The sequence below is a fragment of the Enterobacter sp. BNK-18 genome, assembly GCF_047456135.1.
GTDB lineage: Bacteria > Pseudomonadota > Gammaproteobacteria > Enterobacterales > Enterobacteriaceae > Enterobacter > Enterobacter ludwigii.
Genome location: NZ_CP179899.1, coordinates 4,600,021 through 4,621,582 on the forward strand (window position 1 = coordinate 4,600,021; position 21,562 = coordinate 4,621,582).

The following is a 21,562-nucleotide window of genomic DNA, read 5'->3' on the forward strand; positions in this document are numbered from 1 at the left end:
AGGCCGACGATCTTTATTATTACCGCTTCACTTGACCTTCCGGTAAGGGGAGGGTTTATGCTCAAAAGATCGCCTGCTGGAAATAAGGAAATGAACATGCAACGCCGTGATTTTTTAAAATATTCCGTTGCGCTTGGCGTAGCCAGCGCTTTACCGCTGTGGAGCCGCGCGGCTTTTGCGGCTGACAGACCTGCCTTACCGATCCCTGATTTACTCACCGCGGATGCCCGTAGCCGCATCCAGCTTGTTGTCCAGTCCGGTAAAACGACCTTTGGCGCACACAGTGCGACAACGTGGGGTTATAACGGCAATCTTCTCGGCCCGGCACTTCAGTTACGTAAAGGGAAAGCGGTGACGGTGGATATCCATAACACGCTGGCAGAGGAGACCACGTTGCACTGGCACGGACTGGAAGTGCCGGGCGAGGTGGATGGGGGGCCGCAGGGCATCATAAAACCGGGCGGTAAGCGAAGCGTGACCTTTACCCCGGACCAGCGCGCCGCGACCTGCTGGTTCCACCCCCATCAGCATGGCAAAACGGGACATCAGGTGGCGATGGGGCTGGCGGGGCTGGTGCTGATCGAAGATGACGAAAGCCGTTTGCTGCGCCTGCCCAAACAGTGGGGCATCGACGATGTGCCGGTCATTGTGCAGGACAAAAAATTCACCGCTGACGGGCAAATTGATTACCAGCTGGACGTCATGAGCGCGGCGGTAGGCTGGTTCGGCGACACCCTGCTGACCAACGGTGCCATTTACCCGCAGCATGCGGCACCGAAAGGCTGGCTGCGCTTACGCCTGCTCAACGGCTGTAACGCCCGCTCACTGAATTTCGCCACCAGCGATAAACGCCCTCTGTACGTGGTCGCAAGCGACGGGGGGCTGCTGCCTGAACCGGTGAAGGTGGATGCGCTACCGATGCTGATGGGGGAGCGTTTTGAGGTGCTGGTGGATATCAGCGACGGCAAACCGTTTGACCTGGTCACGCTTCCGGTCAGTCAGATGGGAATGGCGGTTGCACCCTTTGATAAGCCGCACCCGGTGCTGCAGATCCAGCCGCTGCAGGTCACGGCCTCGGGCATGCTGCCGGATACCCTGAGCACGCTCCCGGCGCTACCTTCTCTCGAGGGCCTGACCCAACGCAAGCTGCAACTGTCCATGAACCCGATGCTCGATATGATGGGCATGCAGGCACTGATGGCGAAATATGGCAATCAGGCGATGGCGGGCATGCACCACGGAGAGATGATGGGCCATATGAATATGGACCACGGTAAAATGGGCGGCATGGGGCACGGTGGCCATGATTTCGATTTCCACAATGCCAACATGATCAATGGCAAAGCGTTCGACATGAACACGCCAATGTTTGCTGCCACAAAAGGGCAGTTTGAACGCTGGGTGATTTCAGGCGAAGGCGACATGATGCTGCATCCGTTCCATATTCACGGTACCCAGTTCCGCATCCTTTCTGAAAACGGTAACGCGCCACAGGCGCATCGCGCGGGATGGAAAGACACCGTCAGGGTTGAAGGTGGCGTCAGTGAGGTGCTGGTGAAATTTGACCACGAGGCACCGAAGGCGTTTGCCTATATGGCGCACTGCCATCTGCTGGAGCATGAAGATACGGGCATGATGCTGGGGTTCACGGTTTAATATCGTGTGGCCTGATGCCCAGACCTTGGTTCAGAGGGGATAAGCAATAAAAACGGCAACCGAAGTTGCCGTTTTTTTTACCGTTGGCGGTGTTAGTTATTTAGCGTCGTCGGGTAAAGCATAAGCCACAATGTAGTCGCCCATCTTCGTACCAAACGAACCATGACCACCCGCAGAGATGACAACGTACTGCTTGCCATTCACTTCATAGGTCATCGGCGTTGCCTGTCCACCTGCTGGCAGACGGCCTTGCCACAGTTTTTCACCGTTGGTCATGTTGTACGCGCGCAGGTAGTTATCGGCGGTTGCCGCGATGAACAGCACGTTACCGGCGGTAGAAATTGGACCACCCAGCATTGGCATACCCATATTGAACGGGACAGGAACTGGCATCGGGAACGGCATGCTGTCCTGAGGCGTACCAATACGTTTTTTCCAGACGATCTGGTTAGTTTTCAGATCCAGGCCGGAGATATAACCCCAGGCAGGCTGTTTACACGGCAGACCAAACGGCGACAGGAACGGGTTCAGCGTGACGCCGTATGGCACGCCATACTGCGGCTGAATACCCGCTTCAGTACCGCTGCCTTTAGCATCTTTAGGCTGCTCCATTGGGTTGCCTGGACCGCGTGGAATAAGCTTAGAAACAAACGGCAGGGCCATCGGGTTGGCAATCGCCACCTGACGGTTAGGGTCAACGGAGATCCCACCCCATTCGAACATGCCCAGGTTACCCGGGAAGACCAGCGTGCCCTGCTCAGAAGGTGGCGTGAAGATACCTTCATAGCGCAGCTGATGGAACATCACGCGGCACACCAGCTGGTCAAACATTGTGGCACCCCACATGTCTGCACCGCTGAGATCTTTCTTCGGACGGAAGCTCAGGTCAGAGAACGGCTGTGTTTTGGTGACATAGTCGCCTTTGGCAGCGCCCTGCGGAACGGGTTTTTCGGGTGCCGGGACAACCAGCTTACCGTTGCTGCGATCCAGCACAAAGATGTTGCCCGTTTTCGCGGGTGCATAAATCACCGGAACGGTTTTGCCGTTAACGGTAATGTCTGCCAGCGTCGGCTGGGACGGCATGTCCATATCCCACAGGTCGTGGTGAACAGTCTGGTAGCTCCAGGCCAGTTTACCGGTGGTTGCGTTCAGCGCCACGATAGAGCTGGCATAACGCTCTTGCTCAGGCGTACGGTTACCCCCCCAGATATCTGGCGTGGTGACGCCCATCGGCAGGTAGACCAGGTCCAGCTTCGCGTCATACGCCGCCGGTGCCCAGGAGTTAGGTGAGTTAAAGGTAAAGGTGTGTTCGTCCGATGGGATCGCGTTTGGATCTTTCGCGCCCGGGTCGAAGGCCCACAGCAGTTTACCGGTGTTCACGTCAAAACCACGGATAACGCCAGAGGTTTCGCGGGTGGAGAAGTTATCGGTTACCGAGCCGGCAATCACGATAGTTTTATCGGTGATGATCGGCGGTGAGGTTGGCTCATACAGACCCGGCGTGGTGTCCGGCATGTTGGTCTGCAGATTCAGGATACCTTTGTTGGCAAAGGTCTCACACAGCTTACCGGTTTCGGCATTGATCGCGAACAGGCGGCCATCGTTTACCGGCAGCATGATGCGGCGAGGACAGTCGGCAATGACTTCAGGGCTCGCATTATCAGCACGCGCTTCGTGGTAAGAGACGCCACGGCAGGTGATGTGCTGGAACGACGGGTTGGAGTTCAGCTGTGGATCGAAGTGCCATTTCTCTTTACCGGTGGCCGCGTCAAGCGCGAACAGACGCTGGTGCGCGGTGCACAGATAAAGCATGTTACCGACTTTAATCGGCGTCACTTCGTTGGTCAGTTCACCCGGATCGTTTGGCATCTTCAGGTCGCCGGTACGGAATACCCAGGCTTCCTTCAGGTTCTTAACGTTGTCCGCGTTGATCTGCTTGAGCGGGGAGTAGCGCTGACCTTCCTGATTACGGCCATAAGCTGGCCAGTCGCCATCCGCGACCTGCGAGATAGCCGCAGCTGGGGTGGATTCGGCATTCAGCGTACCGTTAATCTCCTGCGGATCGTTAAAACCGGCCCAGGTGAGAATGCCGCCGCTGATCAGCAGGGCAACCACCAGCGCCGCAACGGCACCGCTTGAAGGAACAATCAGGCGACGCCATACGAACGGCAGGATCAGCCAGATACCAAAGAAGACCAGAATGTCACTGCGCGGCGTCAGTGCCCAGAAGTCGAAACCGACTTCCCAGACGCCCCAGATCATGGTTGCGAGGAGTAAAGCAGCATAAAGCCATAGCGCGGATTGTTTTCTACGCCACAACAGGACGGTTACGCCAAGCATAACCAGACCCGCAATAGGGTAGTACCAGGAGCCGCCAATTGCGGCCAGCCAGACGCCACCGATTAACAGATACAGGCCGCAGAAGGCGGCGAATAGCGCTGTTAATGTCACCAGTAGACGTGGCTGTTGAGTTTTTATTTCAGCCATAGAAAGTGTACTCGTCAGTTTTGTTAATTATTTGCTAGCAACTAATTATAGGTATTAACAAGTGTGATCGGAATCACAATATTTGCTTTTTATAACTCATGCGCCAGGTGTATCCATTTACTGATATAATGGCTGGCTTGCGTATCGATGCCGGAGTAACATTCATCCGCATTGAGAGATTTTCATTAAAATCATATGGTTAGTAATATGAAACATACTGTTGAAGTGATGATCCCGGAAGCCGAGATCAAAGCGCGTATCGCCGAACTGGGTCGTCAAATCACCGAACATTACAAGGACAGCGGCAGCGAAATGGTGCTGGTCGGTCTTTTACGTGGCTCTTTCATGTTCATGGCAGACCTGTGCCGTGAAGTGCAGGTGTCCCATGAGGTCGATTTTATGACCGCCTCCAGCTACGGCAGCGGCATGTCCACAACCCGTGATGTGAAAATCCTGAAAGATCTGGATGAAGATATTCGTGGCAAAGATGTGTTGATCGTTGAGGACATCATCGACTCCGGCAACACGCTCTCTAAAGTGCGCGAGATCCTGAGCCTGCGTGAGCCAAAATCCCTGGCGATCTGCACCCTGCTGGATAAACCCAGCCGCCGTGAAGTGCAGGTGCCGGTAGAGTTTGTCGGCTTCTCTATCCCTGACGAGTTCGTCGTGGGCTATGGCATTGACTACGCGCAGCGTTACCGTCATCTGCCGTATGTGGGTAAAGTGATCCTGCTCGACGAGTAAGGTTTGTGACGTGCGGTCTGTTGCCCTCTGACGAGGGAACACACAGTAAAAACGGCAACCCGGGTTGCCGTTTTGTTTTTATCTGAACCGCTTACAGGCAGCTATTTATGGTTGACGTGCTTAAGCTTCAGGTTAGCTATCCCGGAACGATAGCGCTGCTCCAGCGTTTCACGGTTGGTGGCGGTCACTTCCAGGTTACGAAGCAGACCATCGTGAATACCGTACGCCCAGCCGTGGATCGAGACTTTTTGCCCGCGTTTCCACGCCGATTGCATGATGGTGGAATGGCCAAGGTTATAAACCTGCTCCATCACGTTCAGCTCGCAAAGGGTATCGAGACGACGCTCCTGCGGCATTTCACCCAACAGTGAGCTATGTTTGAACCAGATATCGCGGATATGCAGCAGCCAGTTATCGATTAACCCGAGTTCGGTATTTTCAATCGCGGCCTGCACACCGCCGCAGCCATAGTGGCCACAAATAATGATGTGCTCGACCTCCAGAACGTCAACGGCGTACTGAACAACCGAAAGGCAGTTGAGGTCGGTATGGATCACCAGGTTGGCAACATTACGGTGCACAAACAGTTCGCCAGGCTCGAGACCTGTCAGGCGCTCTGCCGGAACGCGGCTGTCGGAACATCCAATCCAGAGAAAGCGTGGGTTTTGCGCCTGCGCGAGCTTTCCAAAAAATCCGGGGTCTTCCTCCACCAGCATTTTTGACCATAGTGCATTGTTGCTGATGAGTGTATCTATGTCGTTCATGGAGGTTAGCGACCTGTAACCGAGTGATTGCGTTGCGCTAATATAGGGTAACTCGACTTTTAATGAAACCACACAACGTGTGTCAGAACCTAAGGTAAGTTTAATTCATGGCGATTGCACTGGAGCTTGAGCAGCTCAAAAAAACCTATCCAGGCGGCGTTCAGGCGCTGCGTGGGATAGATCTCAAAGTGGAAGCGGGGGATTTCTACGCGCTTCTGGGGCCGAATGGGGCGGGGAAATCCACCACCATTGGCATTATCAGTTCGCTGGTCAACAAAACGTCCGGCCGGGTGAGCGTGTTTGGTTACGACCTGCAAAAAGATGTGGTGAATGCTAAGCGCCAGCTCGGACTGGTACCGCAGGAGTTCAACTTCAACCCGTTTGAGACAGTGCAGCAAATCGTGGTTAATCAGGCGGGTTACTACGGTGTTGAGCGCAAAGAAGCGGTGGAGCGCAGCGAAAAGTACCTCAAACAGCTCGATCTGTGGGAAAAACGCAATGAACGTGCGCGCATGTTGTCTGGCGGGATGAAGCGCCGTCTGATGATTGCCCGTGCGCTGATGCATGAGCCAAAGCTGTTGATCCTTGATGAGCCCACCGCGGGCGTGGATATCGAACTGCGTCGTTCAATGTGGGGCTTCCTGAAGGACCTCAACGACAAAGGCACGACCATTATTTTGACCACGCACTACCTCGAAGAGGCGGAGATGCTGTGTCGCAATATCGGCATCATTCAGAACGGTGAGCTGGTGGAAAACACCTCGATGAAGAGCCTGCTCGCCAAGCTGAAATCCGAAACCTTCATTCTCGACCTGGCGGCGAAAAGCCCGCTGCCGACGCTGGAAGGCTATAACTATCGTCTGGTGGATACCTCAACGCTGGAAGTGGAAGTGCTGCGCGAGCAGGGCATCAACAGCGTGTTCTCACAGCTGAGCGCGCAGGGTGTTCAGGTATTAAGTATGCGTAACAAAGCGAACCGACTGGAAGAGCTGTTTGTCTCTCTGGTGCAGGATAAACAAGGAGACAAGGCATGACGCATCTTTACTGGGTCGCGCTGAAAAGCATCTGGGCGAAAGAGATTAACCGCTTTATGCGTATCTGGGTGCAAACTCTGGTACCGCCGGTGATCACCATGACGCTCTACTTCATCATCTTCGGTAACCTCATCGGTTCCCGCATTGGTGAAATGCACGGCTTTACCTATATGCAGTTTATTGTGCCGGGCCTGATCATGATGGCGGTGATCACCAACGCCTATGCTAACGTGGCATCATCATTCTTTAGCGCCAAGTTCCAGCGTAACATTGAAGAGCTGCTGGTCGCGCCGGTACCAACGCATGTGATCATTGCGGGTTATGTGGGCGGCGGCGTGGCGCGCGGTCTCTGCGTGGGGATTCTGGTGACGGCGATCTCCCTGTTCTTTGTGCCGTTCCAGGTGCATTCATGGCTGTTCGTGGCGCTCACGTTACTGTTGACGGCCATCTTGTTCTCGCTGGCCGGTCTGCTGAACGCGGTGTTTGCTAAAACGTTCGATGATATCAGCCTGATCCCGACCTTTGTGCTGACGCCACTGACCTATCTTGGCGGGGTGTTCTACTCCCTGACGCTGCTGCCGCCGTTCTGGCAGGCGCTGTCACACCTGAACCCGATTGTTTATATGATCAGCGGCTTCCGCTTTGGTTTCCTCGGCATTACGGATGTGCCACTGATTACCACGGTTGCGGTGCTGGTGGTGTTTATTATCGCCTTCTACCTGCTGTGCTGGTCTCTGATTCAGCGTGGACGCGGTCTGCGCAGCTAATCTTCCGCCCGGCGACATTCTGTTTGCCGGGTGCTTTTCTTTGATTGTTATCACCGTACGCTAACCTTCACTCCGCTAAACTACTTGCCTGCTAAGGAGAGAGTGATGCTGGGATGGGTGATCGCCTGCCATGATGAACAGGCGCAGGATATGCTGGATAAACTGGAGGCCAGATTTGGTCCGCTGGCGCAATGCCGTGCGGTTAACTACTGGCGTGGATTGAGCACCAACATGCTCAGCCGAATGATGTGCGATGCCCTGCATGAAACCGACACCGGTGACGGCGTCATCTTCCTGACCGATAAATCCGGCGCGGCACCTTATCGCTCTGCGGCATTGTTGAGCCACAAGCACGACAACTGTGAAGTGATATCAGGCATTAACTCTTTGCTGCTGGAATCCATGTATCCCTTCCGGGAAACCTTAAGCAGCGCTGAATTCCGTCATGCGATCGTCGACAAAAAAGTGGCCGGCGTCAGCAGCCTGTGGCATCAGCAGCAAAAAAATCCTCCCTTTGTCTTGCTCCATGATTTGTATAAGAATTAAACATTGGTATTGATGCTGCTTTTGTTACAATGGTGGCTGATTTTTCGTGTCGATTAATATTCCATGTTCATGCGCGTTGTGTTCCTTCTGTTGCTGCTGGTTTCCGGCGGCGCATCTGCCAGCCTGATCGCTCAGCAAGGGCTTCCCGCCCGATATATGCAAACCACCGAAGATGCGGCTATCTGGGCGCAAGTAGGTAACAATGTGGTCAATGTCGGCAATATCCGTGCCGGGCAGATCCTGGCCGTCGTCCCCACATCCGCTGATTACTACGAGTTTCGTTTTGGCTTCGGCACGGGCTTTATTGATAAAGAGCACCTGGAAGACGTGCAGGGCAAACAGCGCGTGGAAGACAGTCTTGGCGATTTGAATAAACCGCTGAGTAATCAGAACCTGATAACCTGGAAAGACACGCCTGTCTTTAACGCCCCCAGCAGCGGAAGCGCCCCTTTCGGCACGATGAGCGCTAACCTTCGCTACCCCATTCTGAATAAACTTAAAGACCGTCTGAACCAGACCTGGTATCAGATCCGCATCGGCAATCGTCTGGCGTGGATCAGCAGCCTGGATGCGCAGGAAGATAACGGCATCCCGGTCCTGACCTATCACCATATCCTGCGTGATGAAGAGAACACCCGTTTCCGACATACCTCCACGACCACCAGCGTGCGTGCGTTCAGCAACCAGATGACCTGGCTTCGCGATCAGGGCTATACCACGCTGACGATGGCTCAGCTTGAAGGGTATGTGCGTAACAAAATGAACCTGCCGGCGAAGTCTGTGGTGATCACCTTTGATGACGGGCTGAAGTCGGTGAGCCGCTATGCGTATCCCGTCCTCAAAGCGTATGGATTCAAGGCGACGGCGTTTATCATCTCGTCGCGTATAAAACGTCATCCGCAGAAGTGGGCGCCGAAATACCTGCAGTTTATGAGTGTCTCTGAGCTTGAGCAGATCCAGGATGTGTTTGATATCCAGTCCCATACCCACTTCTTGCATCGGGTGGACGGCAATAAACACCCGATCTTACTGAGCCGTAGCCATCACGTGATTTTGTTCGATTTCGCGCGTTCACGCCGGGCGCTGGCGCAATTTAACCCGCACGTGCTCTATCTCTCTTATCCGTTTGGCGCCTATGACGACAAAGCGGTAAAAGCGGCGAATGACGCAGGGTTCCACCTGGCGGTGACAACGGTAAAAGGCAAAGTGAAGCCCGGGGACAATCCGTTCCTGCTTAAGCGACTGTATATTTTAAAGACGGATTCGCTGGAGACGATGTCGCGGCTTATCAGTAATCAGCCGCAGGGATGAGGTGAGAGAAGGCTGTGAACGGTTCACAGCCTTCAGGATATCAGGCAACCTGGACCGGAATGGCTTTCGCGGTGCGTTTCATTTCGTTGTCGCCTTCGAAGTACGCCACTTTTGGCTGCCAGCGACGGGCTTCTTCGTCAGACATCATCACGAAGCTGGCGATGATGACGATATCACCGACGTCGGCACAGTGAGCGGCAGCGCCATTCACGGAGATAATTCTGGAGCCGCGTTCCGCCGCGATCGCATAGGTAGAGAAGCGCTTACCGTTATTCACGTTCCAGATATCAATGGCTTCGTTTTCAAGGATGCCCGCTGCATCAAGAAAATCCTGATCAATGGCGCAGGAGCCTTCATAGTGCAGGTCGGCCTGAGTGACTTTCACACGGTGAAGCTTACCTTGCAGCATTTTGCGAATCATTACGTTTACCTTTAATCATCATGCGTTAACCCCCCGCGAACGAGGGGAGGTAGAGAGTTATGCCAGCTCAACCACTTTATTGTCGATAAGGCGTGCCTGACCGAGCCATGCAGCCACCAGAAGCACCGCGCGCTTGCTGGTATCGGTCAGCTCAAGCAGCGTATCGGCATCACGGATTTGGATATCGTCAGCGCGGAAGCCTTTGTCGTTCAGCGCCTGTTCGGCGAGGGCAACGATCTCTTCTGCACTCAGCTCTTTAGCCACAAGCTGTTCCGCCATGGTATTCATGACCTTGCTCAATCCCGGCGCGATTTTACGCTCATCCGCGGTAAGGTACCCGTTACGGGAACTGAGCGCCAGACCGTCTTTGGCACGCACAATCGGCACGCCCACGATCTCAATATCATAACCCATGTCGGCGACCATCTTACGGATCAACGCCAGCTGCTGGAAGTCCTTCTCACCGAAGCAGGCAACGTCGGGCTGCACCAGGTTAAACAGCTTGCTGACGATGGTTGAAACGCCGCGGAAATGGCCCGGACGGCTGGCGCCTTCCAGCATGGTTGAAATGCCCGGCACGTCCACGTAGGTCGCGTCCTCGGTCCCCTGCGGGTAGACGTCTGCAGGTGCCGGAGAGAAGACAATGTCGGCGTGGCGTTTTTTGAGTTTTTCGCAATCTTCCTGCAGGGTGCGCGGATAGCGCGCCAGGTCGTCGGCACGGTCAAACTGCATGGGGTTCACGAAGATACTGACCACCACGATATCTGCACGCGCTCTGGCTTCATCAACAAGCTTCATATGGCCGTCATGCAGGTTACCCATCGTGGGAACCAGTGCGATACGTTTACCTTCCTGACGTGCACGACGGATATGCTGGCGAAGCAGCGGCAGGGTTTCAATGATTAGCACAACAAGACTCCTTAATGGAAACTGTGTTCTTCACCCGGGTAAACACCGGATTCAACGTCGGCAATATACTGCCGCACAGCAGCACGCATGTCGCCTGCTTCTGCCAGGAAATTTTTGGCGAATTTAGGGATATGACCGCCGGTAATACCAAAGGCGTCGTGCATCACTAAAATCTGACCGTCGGTAACGTTGCCTGCGCCAATGCCAATCACCGGAATCGACAGCGCCTCGGTGATGCGTTTCGCCAGTTCAACCGGCACACACTCCAGCACCAGCAGCTGTGCGCCAGCGGCTTCCAGCGCCAGGGCATCCTCAAACAGTGTCTGTGCTGCATCACCGCGGCCCTGCACCTTATAGCCGCCAAAAATATTGACGGATTGCGGCGTCAGACCCAGATGACCGCAGACCGGCACGGCACGTTCGGTGAGCATTTTCACGGTCTCTGCAAGCCAGGCTCCGCCTTCGATTTTGACCATATTGGCCCCGGCACGCATGACGGTTGCCGCATTCTCGAACGCTTGCTCTGGCGTCGCGTAGGCCATAAAAGGCAGATCGGAAAGCAGCAGACAGGCAGGTGCTCCGCGGCGCACGGCACGGGTATGGTAGGCAATATCTTCGACCGTCACCGGCAGGGTGGAATCATGGCCTTGTACCGTCATCCCTAACGAATCTCCGACCAGCATGACAGTGATACCCTCTTCGGCAAAAAGCTTAGCGAAGCTGTAGTCATACGCAGTAATGGTGGCGAAGCGTCTCTTTTCCTGTTTGCATTTCTGCAGTAAGGAGATGGTGGTTGGTTTCATACTGTTTCCTGATAGCCCAAAAGCGAATCTTTGCGCATTCTAACAGTAACATTTGAGGGAACAATGATTTTAGGCAACCGATTAACCACAATTCAGTGAGGGTTAACCGGTAAAAATGCGGATCACCAGCGGGCTGGTTTTTCTGCGTCGAGGCTATCCAGCACTGCCTTCAGCGAGAGGCCGTCAGGGAAGGTGAGGTCAGGGGCAACGTCGAACAGCGGCCAGAGCATAAAGCCGCGATTTTTCATGTCGTAGTGCGGAACGGTGAGACGGGGGGTGTTAATCACCTCGTGGCCAAACAGCATAATGTCGAGATCGAGAGTGCGCGGCCCCCAGCGTTCGGCTTTGCGTACGCGGCCCTGCTGCAGTTCGATTCGCTGAGTATTATCCAGCAGCGTGTCGGCATCCAGCGCTGTGTCCAGCACCACGGCGGCATTCAGGTAATCAGGCTGATCCTGTGGCCCCAGCGGCGGTGTCCGGTAGAAAGAAGAGACCGCCACAATACGGCTTTGTGGGATTTCACCCAGCGCCTGAACGGCAGCATTAACCTGCTCCAGCGGAGAGGCCAGATTGCTGCCGATGGCAATGTACGCCAGGGTCATGCCGTACCTTCACGGCGCGGCGCACGTTTGCGCGGACGACGGTGGCGACGACGCGGCGTCGGTTCGTCATCGAGGTCGACGAGCATATCTTTCTGCTCTGGCGGTGCTGAAACCTGGAATTCGCCCCACCACTGCGCCAGACGCTGCAGTTCCTGGTTCCGTTCAATTTCAGCACGCAGCGACAGTAAATCGAACGCAGCGCGGAATTTAGGATGCTCCATCAGCTTCCAGGCGCGTTTACCCTGACGACGAGACATGCGCAGCTGAAGCTGCCAGATATCACGCACCAGCGTCGTAATACGTTTTGGAATGGCGAGCGTGCGGCAGGCTTCATCCAGCACGTCATTTGCGGCCAGCGCAAACGCATCGTAGTAGGCCAGACCGCTTTCCTGCGCAATTCTCTGCGCTGCTTCCAGCAGCGGATACCAGAACATCGCGGCAAACAGGAACGCCGGGTTCACACGCATATCGTTGTGAATGCGGGTATCGGTATTCTTCAGCACCTGCGCAATCATGCGTTCCATTGGGCTGTCACCGTTTTCGGTAAAGCAGCGCGTAATGGTCGGGAACAGGGGCTGGAAAAGGCTGTATTCGCGTAGCAGCTTGTAGGTTTCGTAGCCGTAACCGGCCTGCAGCAGCTTCAGCGCCTCTTCAAACAGACGGGCTGGCGGCACGTCGTTAATCAGCGTCGCCAGACGCGGTATCGGCTCTGCGGTTTCCGGGCTGATGCGCATTGAGAGTTTGGCGGCGAAACGTACGGCGCGCAACATACGCACCGGGTCTTCACGATAACGCGTTTCCGGCGTGCCGATCAGGCGAATCAGACCCTCTTTCAGGTCCTGCATGCCGCCGACGTAATCACGGACGGTGAAATCTGCCACGCTGTAGTAAAGGCTGTTGATCGTGAAATCGCGACGCTGGGCATCTTCTTCGATAGAACCGAAGATATTATCACGCAGCAGCATGCCGTTCTGGCCGCGCTGGGAGGTGGTGCGATCGGATTCGCCCGCTTCGTGGTGACCGCGGAAGGTCGCCACTTCAATAATTTCCGGCCCAAACATGACGTGAGCAAGACGAAAACGACGGCCAACAAGGCGGCAGTTACGGAATAATTTGCGCACCTGCTCTGGCGTGGCGCTGGTCGTCACGTCGAAATCTTTTGGTTTTTTGCCCAGCAGTAAATCACGCACCCCACCGCCAACGAGATAGGCCTCGTAGCCTGCTTTATTCAGACGATAGAGCACCTTGAGGGCATTTTCACTGATATCTTTGCGGGAAATATTGTGCTGCTCACGTGGAATAACCGACATGCGGTTTTGCGCAATAGCGTCGTTCGCCATGCTCTCTTCGCGGCTTAGCACTTTACGGCAAAAATTAGCGACTCGGGTAAAAATAGTACACCTCGTAGTGTGTTTTGTTATGAAAAAAGCGGCTAATCATAGCTCAGCGCAACGCATTTGAGAATGCTGGATTTTTGGCACGGTCGTCAGCGTCCAGTTGGCGATCGCCATTTTCAGCAGTTCGTCAATTCGCAAATCCTGCCATTCGTTGGTTACATTCTGGTTGAGAAATCGCAGCGCGTCGATCAAAACAGGGCGCGGATCGCCGTCTGGCAGGGCGGGCGCATGATTTTGTTTTGACAGCTTAAAGCCCTGTTCATTGACCGCCAGCGGCAGATGAATGTAATCCGGCGCGTTCCAGCCAAACTGGTGATAGAGCGATATTTGTCGCACGGTAGGTTCCACCAGGTCAGCCCCGCGCACAATTTCCGTCACGCCCTGGAAATGGTCATCAACCACTACCGCCAGGTTATAGGCGAACAGGCCGTCACGGCGGTGGATAATAAAATCTTCGCGTGCAAGACGTTCATCCGCATGGATTTCGCCGGAGAGTAAATCAGTAAAGTGCGTCACCGGGGCATGCTGCTTTATGCGCACGGCGGCCAGTTCTGGGCCGTTATTGCGCGTGCGGCAGTGGCCGTCATAGACGCCACCCACGCTCTGAATACGCGCGCGGGTGCAGGTGCAGTAGTAGGAGAGCCCTTGTGCGTGGAGCCACGCCAGGCGTTCCCGGTAGGCATCATGTCGCCTTGACTGCCAGAGGACGTCACCGTCCCAGTGAAGACCGTAATGTTCCAGCTGACGCAGAATGGTATCTGCTGCACCGGGAACTTCACGCGGAGGATCAATATCTTCAATGCGGACCAGCCATTTACCGTGACGGGCGCGAGCCTGCAGGTAGCTGCCGAGGGCGGCAATTAATGAGCCGAAGTGTAATTCACCAGAAGGGGATGGCGCGAAGCGCCCAATATAGTGTGATTCAGACATATCAACAGTAACAAGGCGGGAGAAACTCCCGCCTTTGGAGTGTGTAAACAGCGCTGGTATTAACCGGCCATCTGTTTTTCGCGGATTTCTGCCAGCGTTTTACAGTCGATGCACAGATCGGCGGTTGGACGCGCTTCCAGGCGACGAATTCCGATTTCAACACCGCAGGATTCGCAGTAGCCAAAATCTTCGTCTTCGACTTTTTTCAGCGTTTTTTCGATCTTTTTGATCAGTTTGCGTTCGCGGTCACGGTTACGCAGTTCGAGGCTGAACTCTTCTTCCTGAGCGGCACGGTCTACCGGGTCCGGGAAGTTAGCAGCTTCATCCTGCATATGAGTAACGGTGCGATCGACTTCATCCCTGAGTTGATTACGCCATGCTTCAAGAATACGCTTGAAGTGCGACAGCTGGGCTTCGTTCATATACTCTTCGCCCGGCTTCTCTTGATACGGCTCCACCCCAGCGATGGCGAGAATACTCAGGGACGATGTTTTACGGTTTTGCCCTTCTTGCATGTTGCTTCTCCTTAACACGCACTATCGATCCCCGTGTTGGGGGAAAAATCAGGTCGCTATAAATAGCAGATGCTTTTCCGTATGGCAATTATCTAAACGTAACACTTGACAAGCCTGTGAGGAAAAGCGTATTTGCGCACGCGGCCAGAACACTTAATAGTCAATCGTCTAATCCCTTATAAGACAATGGGAAGAGAGGATCTCAGAGTCATATTATCGGCAGAAAGTTCCGCTTTATAAGCCAAAACCTCCACCCCCTGCTTTTGTGCCTCATTCAACAATTGCGCGTATTTGAGATCAATATGGCGGGCTGGAGAAAATCGTTCAATGGCTGAATGTAAAACCGCAAACAGCAATACGGCGCGTTTGCCCGCCGCCGCAACACTCATCAGCTCCCGCAGATGCTTCTGCCCCCGTAGCGTGACCGCATCCGGGAAGTAGCCGTTTTCCTGTTCCGCTAACGTCACTGATTTTACTTCAATATAGCACTCGGGCCGGTCTTCCGCCTGTAACATGAAGTCAATTCTGCTGCTTTCATCGCCATATTTAACTTCACTTTTATGCGTGCCATACCCCACCAGTTCGGGCAGGGTGCCAAGGGTCAATGCTTCCTTAACTAATTGATTGGCGCGCAGGGTATTCACGCAAATAAATGCCCCGTTTTGCGTCTCGGTCATTTCCCAGGTATGGGCATATTTGCGTTTAGTATTTTCTGAAGTGGAATACCAGACCGTGTCACCCGGCGTCGCACAGCCGGTCATGGCACCGGTGTTCGGGCAGTGCAGCGTGAGCTGTTCACCTTCGGGGGTGATCACGTCAGCGAGAAAGCGTTTGTAGCGTTGAACCAGCGTGGCGTGCTGCAGGGCAGGACTAAACTTCATCAGAATTCCTTAGGGTATCGCCCAGCGACCAGCGCTGTAGCGGCGTATAACGGGTGCGTCCTTGGGTAAAGACCGATTCGTAAAGCGCGAAGGTATTGACCTCAACGTCCCAGTGAAAGCCGGGTGGCGGAATGGCAACGGCCTGACCGGCATCGCGCAGCAGGGTGATATGCGGATGAAACGGCTGCGGACTCTGGTAACACCCGCTGCGAGCCGCCTGGGCGCGCAACATACTCGCAAGCTGTAAAAGCCCGCGGGGCGGCTGGCGCGTGCCCAGCCAGACCACGCGTGAGCGCAGCCACTGGCCCGCGTCGTCGAGGTGCAGCGTAAACGCCGGCTGAGAAATGCGGCCAGCCATTGCTGCCAGCGCGCGCTGTTTTTCGGCGCTGACGTCGCCCAGAAAGGCCAGCGTCAGGTGCAGGTTTGCCGCCGCGATCGGACGCCCTGCGTCCTGGGGAAAATGGCTGGCTCGCCAGCGAACGATTTTTCGCTGCAGCGTGGAGGGCAATTCTATGGCAAAAAACAGCCGTTTCGACTCAGACATACAGGGGACTCGGTAATGGTATGCGCCGATGCTACAATGTACGCCGACTAATGTTAACCCTCTGGAGCTGTTAGTGTCCTCATTGCCGGTCGCCGTCGTCCTTCCTGAGCTTCTTGCTGCCTTACACCATGCCCCGCAGGTTTTACTTAACGCCCCGACGGGCGCAGGTAAATCCACCTGGCTGCCACTGCAGATCCTTAAAGAGGGCACTGTCCGCGGGAAAATTATCCTGCTGGAGCCGCGCAGGCTGGCCGCACGGAACGTGGCGCAGCGCCTGGCGGAACTGCTTGGTGAAAAGCCGGGCGAGACGGTGGGTTACCGTATGCGCGCCGAAACCTGCGTTGGCCCGTCCACGCGCCTTGAGGTGGTGACCGAAGGGATCCTGACCCGCATGCTGCAAAACGATCCGGAGTTAAACGGCGTCGGATTGGTGATTCTGGATGAATTCCACGAGCGTAGCCTGCAGGCAGATCTGGCACTGGCGCTGTTACTTGATGTTCAGCAAGGGCTACGCGACGACCTCCGGTTGCTTATCATGTCCGCTACGCTGGATAACGAGCGACTGCAGCAGACGTTGCCCGACGCGCCGGTTATCGCCTCCGAAGGCAGAGCATTTCCTGTTGAGCGTCGCTATCAACCATTGCCTGCCCATCAGCGTTTTGACGACGCGGTAGCCATCGCAACCGCCGAATTGCTCCGCCAGGAATCGGGATCGCTATTGCTGTTTTTGCCAGGCGTAGGCGAGATCCAGCGCGTGCAGGACCAACTGGCTTCCCGGGTGGGAAGTGACGTGCTGCTTTGCCCGCTCTACGGCGCGCTGTCACTGGCGGATCAGCGTAAGGCAATCCTGCCCGCGCCCGCGGGGCAGCGTAAAGTGGTGCTGGCAACCAATATTGCCGAAACCAGTTTAACCATTGAAGGCATTCGCCTGGTGGTGGACAGTGCGCAGGAGAGGGTGGCGAGCTTTGACGCGCGCACCGGGCTGACTAAACTGCTGACGCAGCGCATAAGCCAGGCGTCAATGGTTCAGCGAGCAGGCCGTGCGGGACGTCTTGAGCCCGGTATCTGCCTGCATTTGACCAGCGCGGAGCAGGCTGAGCGCGCTGCACAGCAAAGCACGCCGGAAATTTTACACAGCGATCTGGCGGGGCTGGTGATGGATCTTCTGCAGTGGGGATGCCCGGATCCGGCACAGCTGACCTGGCTTAATCCTCCACCCGCCGCGAACCTTGCTGCTGCGCGGATCTTACTGAACCGCCTGGGGGCGCTTGATGGTGAGCGATTGTCATCCCGCGGGCAAAAAATGGCCGCGCTGGGCAATGACCCTCGCCTGGCGGCGATGCTGGTGGCCGCGCAGGGGGAGGATGAAATTGCTACGGCGGCGAAACTGGCGGCTATTCTTGAGGAGCCACCGCGCGGTGGCAGCAGCGATCTGGCGCAGGCCTTTTCCCGCAATCAGGGGAACTGGCAGCAGCGGGCGCAGCAGCTTTGCCGGCGACTTAACGGCAAAGCCGGGTCGCCAGACAGCGCGGCTATCGCGCCTCTGTTAGCGCAGGCGTTTCCCGACAGGATCGCGCGTCGTCGCGGTCTGGACGGGCGGTATCAACTGGCCAATGGCATGGGTGCCATGCTGGACAGCGATGACGCCATGACGCGTCACGAATGGCTGATTGCGCCGTTACTGTTACAGGGTAGCCACTCCCCGGACGCGCGTATTTTACAGGCTATCGCAGTGGATATTGATGCCCTGACGCGTGCCTGTCCGCAGTTGGTTCAGCAATCCGATACCGTGGAATGGGATGAGGCTCAGGGCACGCTGAAGGCATTTCGTCGCAGCCAGACAGGTAAACTGATCCTCGGCACCACGCCGCTGGCAAAACCGTCGGAAGAGGTGCTGCATCTGGCCATGCTGAACGGCATCCGGGACAAAGGGTTAGGGGTGCTGAACTGGACGCCAGAGGCGGAACAGTACCGTATTCGTCTGCACTGTGCTGCGCGCTGGCTACCGGAGTATGACTGGCCCGCGGTCGATGATGAGACATTGCTGGCCTCGCTTGAACGCTGGCTGCTGCCGCAAATGCACGGTGTACACTCGCTGCGTGCGCTAAAAGCGCTTGATGTTAAGGTCGCGTTACAGAATTTACTGGACTGGTCATTACGTCAACGTCTGGATAGTGAACTGCCAGGGCATTACACTGTGCCGACCGGAAGCCGGATTGCCATTCGTTATCACGAGGATAATCCTCCGGCGCTGGCGGTACGTATGCAGGAAATGTTTGGAGAGGCCACCACGCCTTCTGTGGCGCAAGGGCGCGTCTCTCTGGTGCTGGAGCTGTTGTCGCCAGCCCATCGCCCGTTACAGATTACCCGCGACCTGGGGGCATTCTGGGCGGGGAGCTACCGTGACGTGCAAAAAGAGATGAAGGGGCGGTATCCCAAACATGTCTGGCCGGACGATCCGGCAAATACGGCACCGACACGACGGACGAAGAAGTATTCGTGACGGGCGTGGCTGGGAACGTGCGGCTTGATGCCCTCACCCGCAGGGTGCGGGAGAAAATACTAAAGACGTTCCTGTCTGGAAGGTCTTGCTGTTTACTTTGAGAGATTTCTTCTTTCACAGGCCAGTGGAAGAAAAGAGAATCGGGCCCTTGCGCCTGAAAGTTGCGGAGAAAAAGCATGGCGGGGAATGACCGCGAGCCAATAGGACGTAAGGGAAAACCAACGCGTCCGGTGAAAGAAAAGGTAAGCCGTCGTCGCCTCAGAGATGAGGACTATGACGATGACTATGAAGACGATTATGAGGATGAAGAACCGATGCCGCGTAAAGGGAAAGGCAAAGGGCGTAAGCCTCGGGGCAAGCGCGGCTGGTTCTGGCTGCTGCTGAAGCTGTTCATTGTATTTGTTGTGCTGATGGCGATTTACGGCGTCTATCTGGATCAGAAGATCCGTAGCCGTATTGACGGAAAAGTCTGGCAACTGCCTGCGGCGGTGTATGGCCGCATGGTGAACCTTGAGCCAGATATGTCCATCAGCAAGAACGAGATGGTGAAACTGCTGGAAGCCACCCAGTATCGTCAGGTGTCGAAAATGACGCGTCCTGGCGAATTTACCGTGCAGGCGAAAAGCATTGAGATGATCCGCCGTCCGTTTGATTTCCCGGACAGCAAAGAGGGCCAGGTGCGTGCGCGTCTGACCTTTGACGGCGATCGTCTGGACACCATCGAGAACATGGATAACAACCGTCAGTTCGGTTTCTTCCGTCTCGATCCGCGTCTGATCACCATGCTCTCGTCGGCGAACGGCGAACAACGTCTGTTCGTTGCCCGTAACGGCTTCCCGGACCTGCTGGTTGATACCCTGCTGGCAACCGAAGACCGTCACTTCTATGAGCATGATGGCATCAGCCTTTACTCAATTGGCCGTGCGGTGCTGGCTAACCTGACCGCCGGACGGACGGTGCAGGGGGCGAGTACGCTGACCCAGCAGCTGGTGAAGAACCTGTTCCTCTCCAGTGAACGCTCTTACTGGCGTAAAGCCAACGAAGCGTACATGGCCGTACTGATGGATGCGCGTTACAGCAAGGATCGTATCCTTGAGCTGTACATGAACGAGGTGTACCTCGGTCAGAGCGGAGATAACGAAATCCGCGGCTTCCCGCTGGCAAGTCTGTACTACTTTGGTCGTCCGGTGGAAGAGCTGAGCCTTGACCAGCAGGCGCTGCTGGTGGGCATGGTGAAAGGGGCGTCCATTTATAACCCGTGGCGTAACCCGAAACTGGCGCTGGAACGTCGTAACCTGGTGCTGCGTCTGCTGCAACAACAGCAGGTGATTGACCAGGAGCTGTACGACATGCTGAGCGCACGTCCACTCGGCGTTCAGCCGCGCGGTGGCGTGATCTCGCCTCAGCCTGCGTTTATGCAGCTGGTGCGTCAGGAGCTGCAAAGCAAGCTCGGTGATAAGGTGAAAGATCTCTCCGGCGTGAAGATCTTTACCACCTTCGATTCCGTGGCGCAGGAAGCCGCTGAAAAAGCTGCGGTGGAAGGTATCCCGGCGCTGAAGAAACAGCGTAAGCTGAGCGATCTTGAAACCGCGATGGTGGTGGTTGACCGTAACACCGGCGAAGTTCGCGCCATGGTGGGCGGTGCTGAGCCGCAGTTCGCAGGCTACAACCGTGCAATGCAGGCGCGACGTTCGATTGGTTCACTGGCAAAACCGGCAACCTATCTTACCGCCCTGAGTCAGCCTAACCAGTATCGCCTGAATACCTGGATTGCCGATGCGCCGATTTCCCTGCGCCAGCCTAACGGCCAGGTATGGTCTCCGCAGAACGACGATAAACAGTTCAGCGGCCAGGTCATGCTGGTGGATGCGTTGACCCGCTCGATGAACGTGCCAACGGTGAACCTGGGTATGGCGCTCGGTCTGCCGGCGATTGTCGACACCTGGCAGAAACTGGGTGTGCCGAAAGATCAGCTCCATCCTGTTCCGGCGATGATCCTGGGGGCGCTTAACCTGACGCCGATCGAAGTGGCTCAGGCGTTCCAGACCATTGCCAGCGGGGGTAACCGTGCACCGCTCTCTGCTCTGCGTTCGGTGATTGCCGAGGATGGCTCCGTGCTGTATCAGAGCTTCCCGCAAGCGGAACGTGCCGTGCCAGCGCAGGCAGCCTATATGACGTTGTGGACGATGCAGCAGGTTGTGCAGCGGGGGACCGGACGTCAACTGGGTGCGAAGTATCCGGGCCTGCATCTGGCAGGTAAAACCGGGACCACCAACAACAACGTGGATACCTGGTTCGCCGGTATCGATGGCCGTGAAGTGGTGATCACCTGGGTAGGTCGCGATAACAACCAGCCAACCAAACTGTACGGTGCAAGCGGGGCGATGTCGATTTACCAGCGCTATCTGGCGAATCAGTCTCCGGTACCGCTGAATCTGGTGGCGCCGGAAGATATCGTCGATATGGGCGTGGACGGTTCTGGTAACTTTGTCTGTGGCGGCGGTATGCGTACCTTGCCTGTCTGGACCACCAACCCGGATTCGCTGTGCCAGCAAAGCCAGCCAGAGCAACCGACGGGTAACCCGTTCGAGCAGTCTTCTCAGCCTCAGCAGCAGCCGCAACAACAGCCGCAGCAGCAGAATGAGAAAAAAGACAGCGACGGTGTCGCGGGCTGGATTAAAGATATGTTCGGCGGTAACTAACGCTTCACATCCCCCCGAAAGGGGGGATTTTTTTACCTGTACTTTC

Annotated in this window: 19 protein-coding genes; 8 read left to right on the plus strand and 11 right to left on the minus strand. The window is 55.7% G+C overall.

Annotation, left to right across the window (positions count from 1 at the left end; translation table 11 throughout):
• Positions 1-96: 96 nt before the first annotated feature.
• Positions 97-1,656, plus strand: a complete 1,560-nt coding sequence (gene cueO / locus ACMGG3_RS22060; RefSeq protein WP_153853300.1) for a multicopper oxidase CueO — start codon at positions 97-99, stop codon at positions 1,654-1,656.
• A 96-nt stretch (positions 1,657-1,752) separates the two neighbouring features.
• Here cueO and ACMGG3_RS22065 read toward each other — a convergent pair whose 3' ends face one another.
• Positions 1,753-4,143: a glucose/quinate/shikimate family membrane-bound PQQ-dependent dehydrogenase gene (locus tag ACMGG3_RS22065; RefSeq protein WP_020882595.1), complete on the minus strand. Its 2,391-nt coding sequence runs from the start codon at positions 4,141-4,143 to the stop codon at positions 1,753-1,755.
• 207 nt (positions 4,144-4,350) lie between these two features.
• Here ACMGG3_RS22065 and hpt point away from each other — a divergent pair, with 207 nt between their 5' ends.
• A complete protein-coding gene (hpt, locus tag ACMGG3_RS22070) occupies positions 4,351-4,887 on the plus strand; it encodes a hypoxanthine phosphoribosyltransferase (protein ID WP_025205381.1) in 537 nt (178 codons plus the stop codon).
• A 101-nt stretch (positions 4,888-4,988) separates the two neighbouring features.
• Here the strand turns inward: hpt and can are convergent, their stop codons facing one another.
• Positions 4,989-5,651 (minus strand): carbonate dehydratase, encoded by a 663-nt coding sequence (gene can, locus ACMGG3_RS22075; RefSeq protein ID WP_020882596.1) that lies wholly within the window; start codon positions 5,649-5,651, stop codon positions 4,989-4,991.
• A 107-nt stretch (positions 5,652-5,758) separates the two neighbouring features.
• Here can and ACMGG3_RS22080 point away from each other — a divergent pair, with 107 nt between their 5' ends.
• The 4 genes from ACMGG3_RS22080 to ACMGG3_RS22095 all read left to right on the plus strand — a co-directional run bounded on the left by ACMGG3_RS22080 (position 5,759) and on the right by ACMGG3_RS22095 (position 9,309).
• Positions 5,759-6,685 (plus strand): ABC transporter ATP-binding protein, encoded by a 927-nt coding sequence (locus ACMGG3_RS22080; RefSeq protein WP_014168668.1) that lies wholly within the window; start codon positions 5,759-5,761, stop codon positions 6,683-6,685.
• Positions 6,682-7,452: an ABC transporter permease gene (locus ACMGG3_RS22085; RefSeq protein WP_014168669.1), complete on the plus strand. Its 771-nt coding sequence runs from the start codon at positions 6,682-6,684 to the stop codon at positions 7,450-7,452. Before ACMGG3_RS22080 ends, ACMGG3_RS22085 begins: the two co-directional genes overlap by 4 nt.
• A 105-nt stretch (positions 7,453-7,557) precedes the next feature.
• Entirely contained in the window at positions 7,558-7,998 is a 441-nt protein-coding gene (locus tag ACMGG3_RS22090; protein ID WP_020882597.1) for a PTS sugar transporter subunit IIA, read from the plus strand.
• 63 nt (positions 7,999-8,061) lie between these two features.
• Positions 8,062-9,309, plus strand: a complete 1,248-nt coding sequence (locus ACMGG3_RS22095) for a polysaccharide deacetylase family protein (RefSeq protein ID WP_078774278.1) — start codon at positions 8,062-8,064, stop codon at positions 9,307-9,309.
• 40 nt (positions 9,310-9,349) lie between these two features.
• On the opposite strand, the gene panD is transcribed toward ACMGG3_RS22095, so the two are convergent.
• The 9 genes from panD to thpR all read right to left on the minus strand — a co-directional run bounded on the left by panD (position 9,350) and on the right by thpR (position 16,311).
• Positions 9,350-9,730, minus strand: coding sequence for an aspartate 1-decarboxylase (panD, locus tag ACMGG3_RS22100; protein ID WP_014168672.1), 381 nt, complete (start codon positions 9,728-9,730; stop codon positions 9,350-9,352).
• A 57-nt stretch (positions 9,731-9,787) separates the two neighbouring features.
• A complete protein-coding gene (gene panC / locus ACMGG3_RS22105) occupies positions 9,788-10,639 on the minus strand; it encodes a pantoate--beta-alanine ligase (RefSeq protein ID WP_025205376.1) in 852 nt (283 codons plus the stop codon).
• Between the two features lie 11 nt (positions 10,640-10,650).
• Positions 10,651-11,442, minus strand: coding sequence for a 3-methyl-2-oxobutanoate hydroxymethyltransferase (panB, locus tag ACMGG3_RS22110; RefSeq protein WP_014168674.1), 792 nt, complete (start codon positions 11,440-11,442; stop codon positions 10,651-10,653).
• Between the two features lie 122 nt (positions 11,443-11,564).
• Positions 11,565-12,044 (minus strand): 2-amino-4-hydroxy-6-hydroxymethyldihydropteridine diphosphokinase, encoded by a 480-nt coding sequence (folK, locus tag ACMGG3_RS22115; protein WP_032679634.1) that lies wholly within the window; start codon positions 12,042-12,044, stop codon positions 11,565-11,567.
• On the minus strand, positions 12,041-13,438 hold the full coding sequence (pcnB, locus tag ACMGG3_RS22120; RefSeq protein ID WP_071842211.1) for a polynucleotide adenylyltransferase PcnB: 1,398 nt from the start codon (positions 13,436-13,438) through the stop codon (positions 12,041-12,043). The genes folK and pcnB overlap by 4 nt, the downstream gene beginning before the upstream one ends.
• Before the next feature lie 42 nt (positions 13,439-13,480).
• Entirely contained in the window at positions 13,481-14,371 is an 891-nt protein-coding gene (gene gluQRS / locus ACMGG3_RS22125; RefSeq protein WP_014168677.1) for a tRNA glutamyl-Q(34) synthetase GluQRS, read from the minus strand.
• 59 nt (positions 14,372-14,430) lie between these two features.
• A complete protein-coding gene (gene dksA / locus ACMGG3_RS22130) occupies positions 14,431-14,886 on the minus strand; it encodes an RNA polymerase-binding protein DksA (RefSeq protein ID WP_001155232.1) in 456 nt (151 codons plus the stop codon).
• Between the two features lie 176 nt (positions 14,887-15,062).
• Complete coding sequence (sfsA, locus tag ACMGG3_RS22135) at positions 15,063-15,767, minus strand: DNA/RNA nuclease SfsA (RefSeq protein ID WP_014168679.1); 705 nt, start codon at positions 15,765-15,767, stop codon at positions 15,063-15,065.
• Positions 15,757-16,311 (minus strand): RNA 2',3'-cyclic phosphodiesterase, encoded by a 555-nt coding sequence (gene thpR, locus ACMGG3_RS22140; protein ID WP_014168680.1) that lies wholly within the window; start codon positions 16,309-16,311, stop codon positions 15,757-15,759. The genes sfsA and thpR overlap by 11 nt, the downstream gene beginning before the upstream one ends.
• A 73-nt stretch (positions 16,312-16,384) precedes the next feature.
• On the opposite strand from thpR, the gene hrpB reads away from it, so the two are divergent.
• Positions 16,385-18,814: an ATP-dependent helicase HrpB gene (gene hrpB, locus ACMGG3_RS22145; protein WP_414149459.1), complete on the plus strand. Its 2,430-nt coding sequence runs from the start codon at positions 16,385-16,387 to the stop codon at positions 18,812-18,814.
• 176 nt (positions 18,815-18,990) lie between these two features.
• Positions 18,991-21,516: a bifunctional glycosyl transferase/transpeptidase gene (gene mrcB, locus ACMGG3_RS22150; RefSeq protein ID WP_333062525.1), complete on the plus strand. Its 2,526-nt coding sequence runs from the start codon at positions 18,991-18,993 to the stop codon at positions 21,514-21,516.
• Positions 21,517-21,562 lie beyond the last annotated feature (46 nt).

Excerpts from the sequence above, each read along its gene's own strand:
- cueO (WP_153853300.1), top strand. The coding sequence starts at position 97 with ATGCAACGCCGTGATTTTTTAAAATATTCCGTTGCGCTTGGCGTAGCC.
- ACMGG3_RS22065 (WP_020882595.1), bottom strand. The coding sequence starts at position 4,143 with ATGGCTGAAATAAAAACTCAACAGCCACGTCTACTGGTGACATTAACA.
- hpt (WP_025205381.1), top strand. The coding sequence starts at position 4,351 with ATGAAACATACTGTTGAAGTGATGATCCCGGAAGCCGAGATCAAAGCG.
- can (WP_020882596.1), bottom strand. The coding sequence starts at position 5,651 with ATGAACGACATAGATACACTCATCAGCAACAATGCACTATGGTCAAAA.
- ACMGG3_RS22080 (WP_014168668.1), top strand. The coding sequence starts at position 5,759 with ATGGCGATTGCACTGGAGCTTGAGCAGCTCAAAAAAACCTATCCAGGC.
- ACMGG3_RS22085 (WP_014168669.1), top strand. The coding sequence starts at position 6,682 with ATGACGCATCTTTACTGGGTCGCGCTGAAAAGCATCTGGGCGAAAGAG.
- ACMGG3_RS22090 (WP_020882597.1), top strand. The coding sequence starts at position 7,558 with ATGCTGGGATGGGTGATCGCCTGCCATGATGAACAGGCGCAGGATATG.
- ACMGG3_RS22095 (WP_078774278.1), top strand. The coding sequence starts at position 8,062 with ATGTTCATGCGCGTTGTGTTCCTTCTGTTGCTGCTGGTTTCCGGCGGC.
- panD (WP_014168672.1), bottom strand. The coding sequence starts at position 9,730 with ATGATTCGCAAAATGCTGCAAGGTAAGCTTCACCGTGTGAAAGTCACT.
- panB (WP_014168674.1), bottom strand. The coding sequence starts at position 11,442 with ATGAAACCAACCACCATCTCCTTACTGCAGAAATGCAAACAGGAAAAG.
- folK (WP_032679634.1), bottom strand. The coding sequence starts at position 12,044 with ATGACCCTGGCGTACATTGCCATCGGCAGCAATCTGGCCTCTCCGCTG.
- gluQRS (WP_014168677.1), bottom strand. The coding sequence starts at position 14,371 with ATGTCTGAATCACACTATATTGGGCGCTTCGCGCCATCCCCTTCTGGT.
- dksA (WP_001155232.1), bottom strand. The coding sequence starts at position 14,886 with ATGCAAGAAGGGCAAAACCGTAAAACATCGTCCCTGAGTATTCTCGCC.
- sfsA (WP_014168679.1), bottom strand. The coding sequence starts at position 15,767 with ATGAAGTTTAGTCCTGCCCTGCAGCACGCCACGCTGGTTCAACGCTAC.
- thpR (WP_014168680.1), bottom strand. The coding sequence starts at position 16,311 with ATGTCTGAGTCGAAACGGCTGTTTTTTGCCATAGAATTGCCCTCCACG.
- mrcB (WP_333062525.1), top strand. The coding sequence starts at position 18,991 with ATGGCGGGGAATGACCGCGAGCCAATAGGACGTAAGGGAAAACCAACG.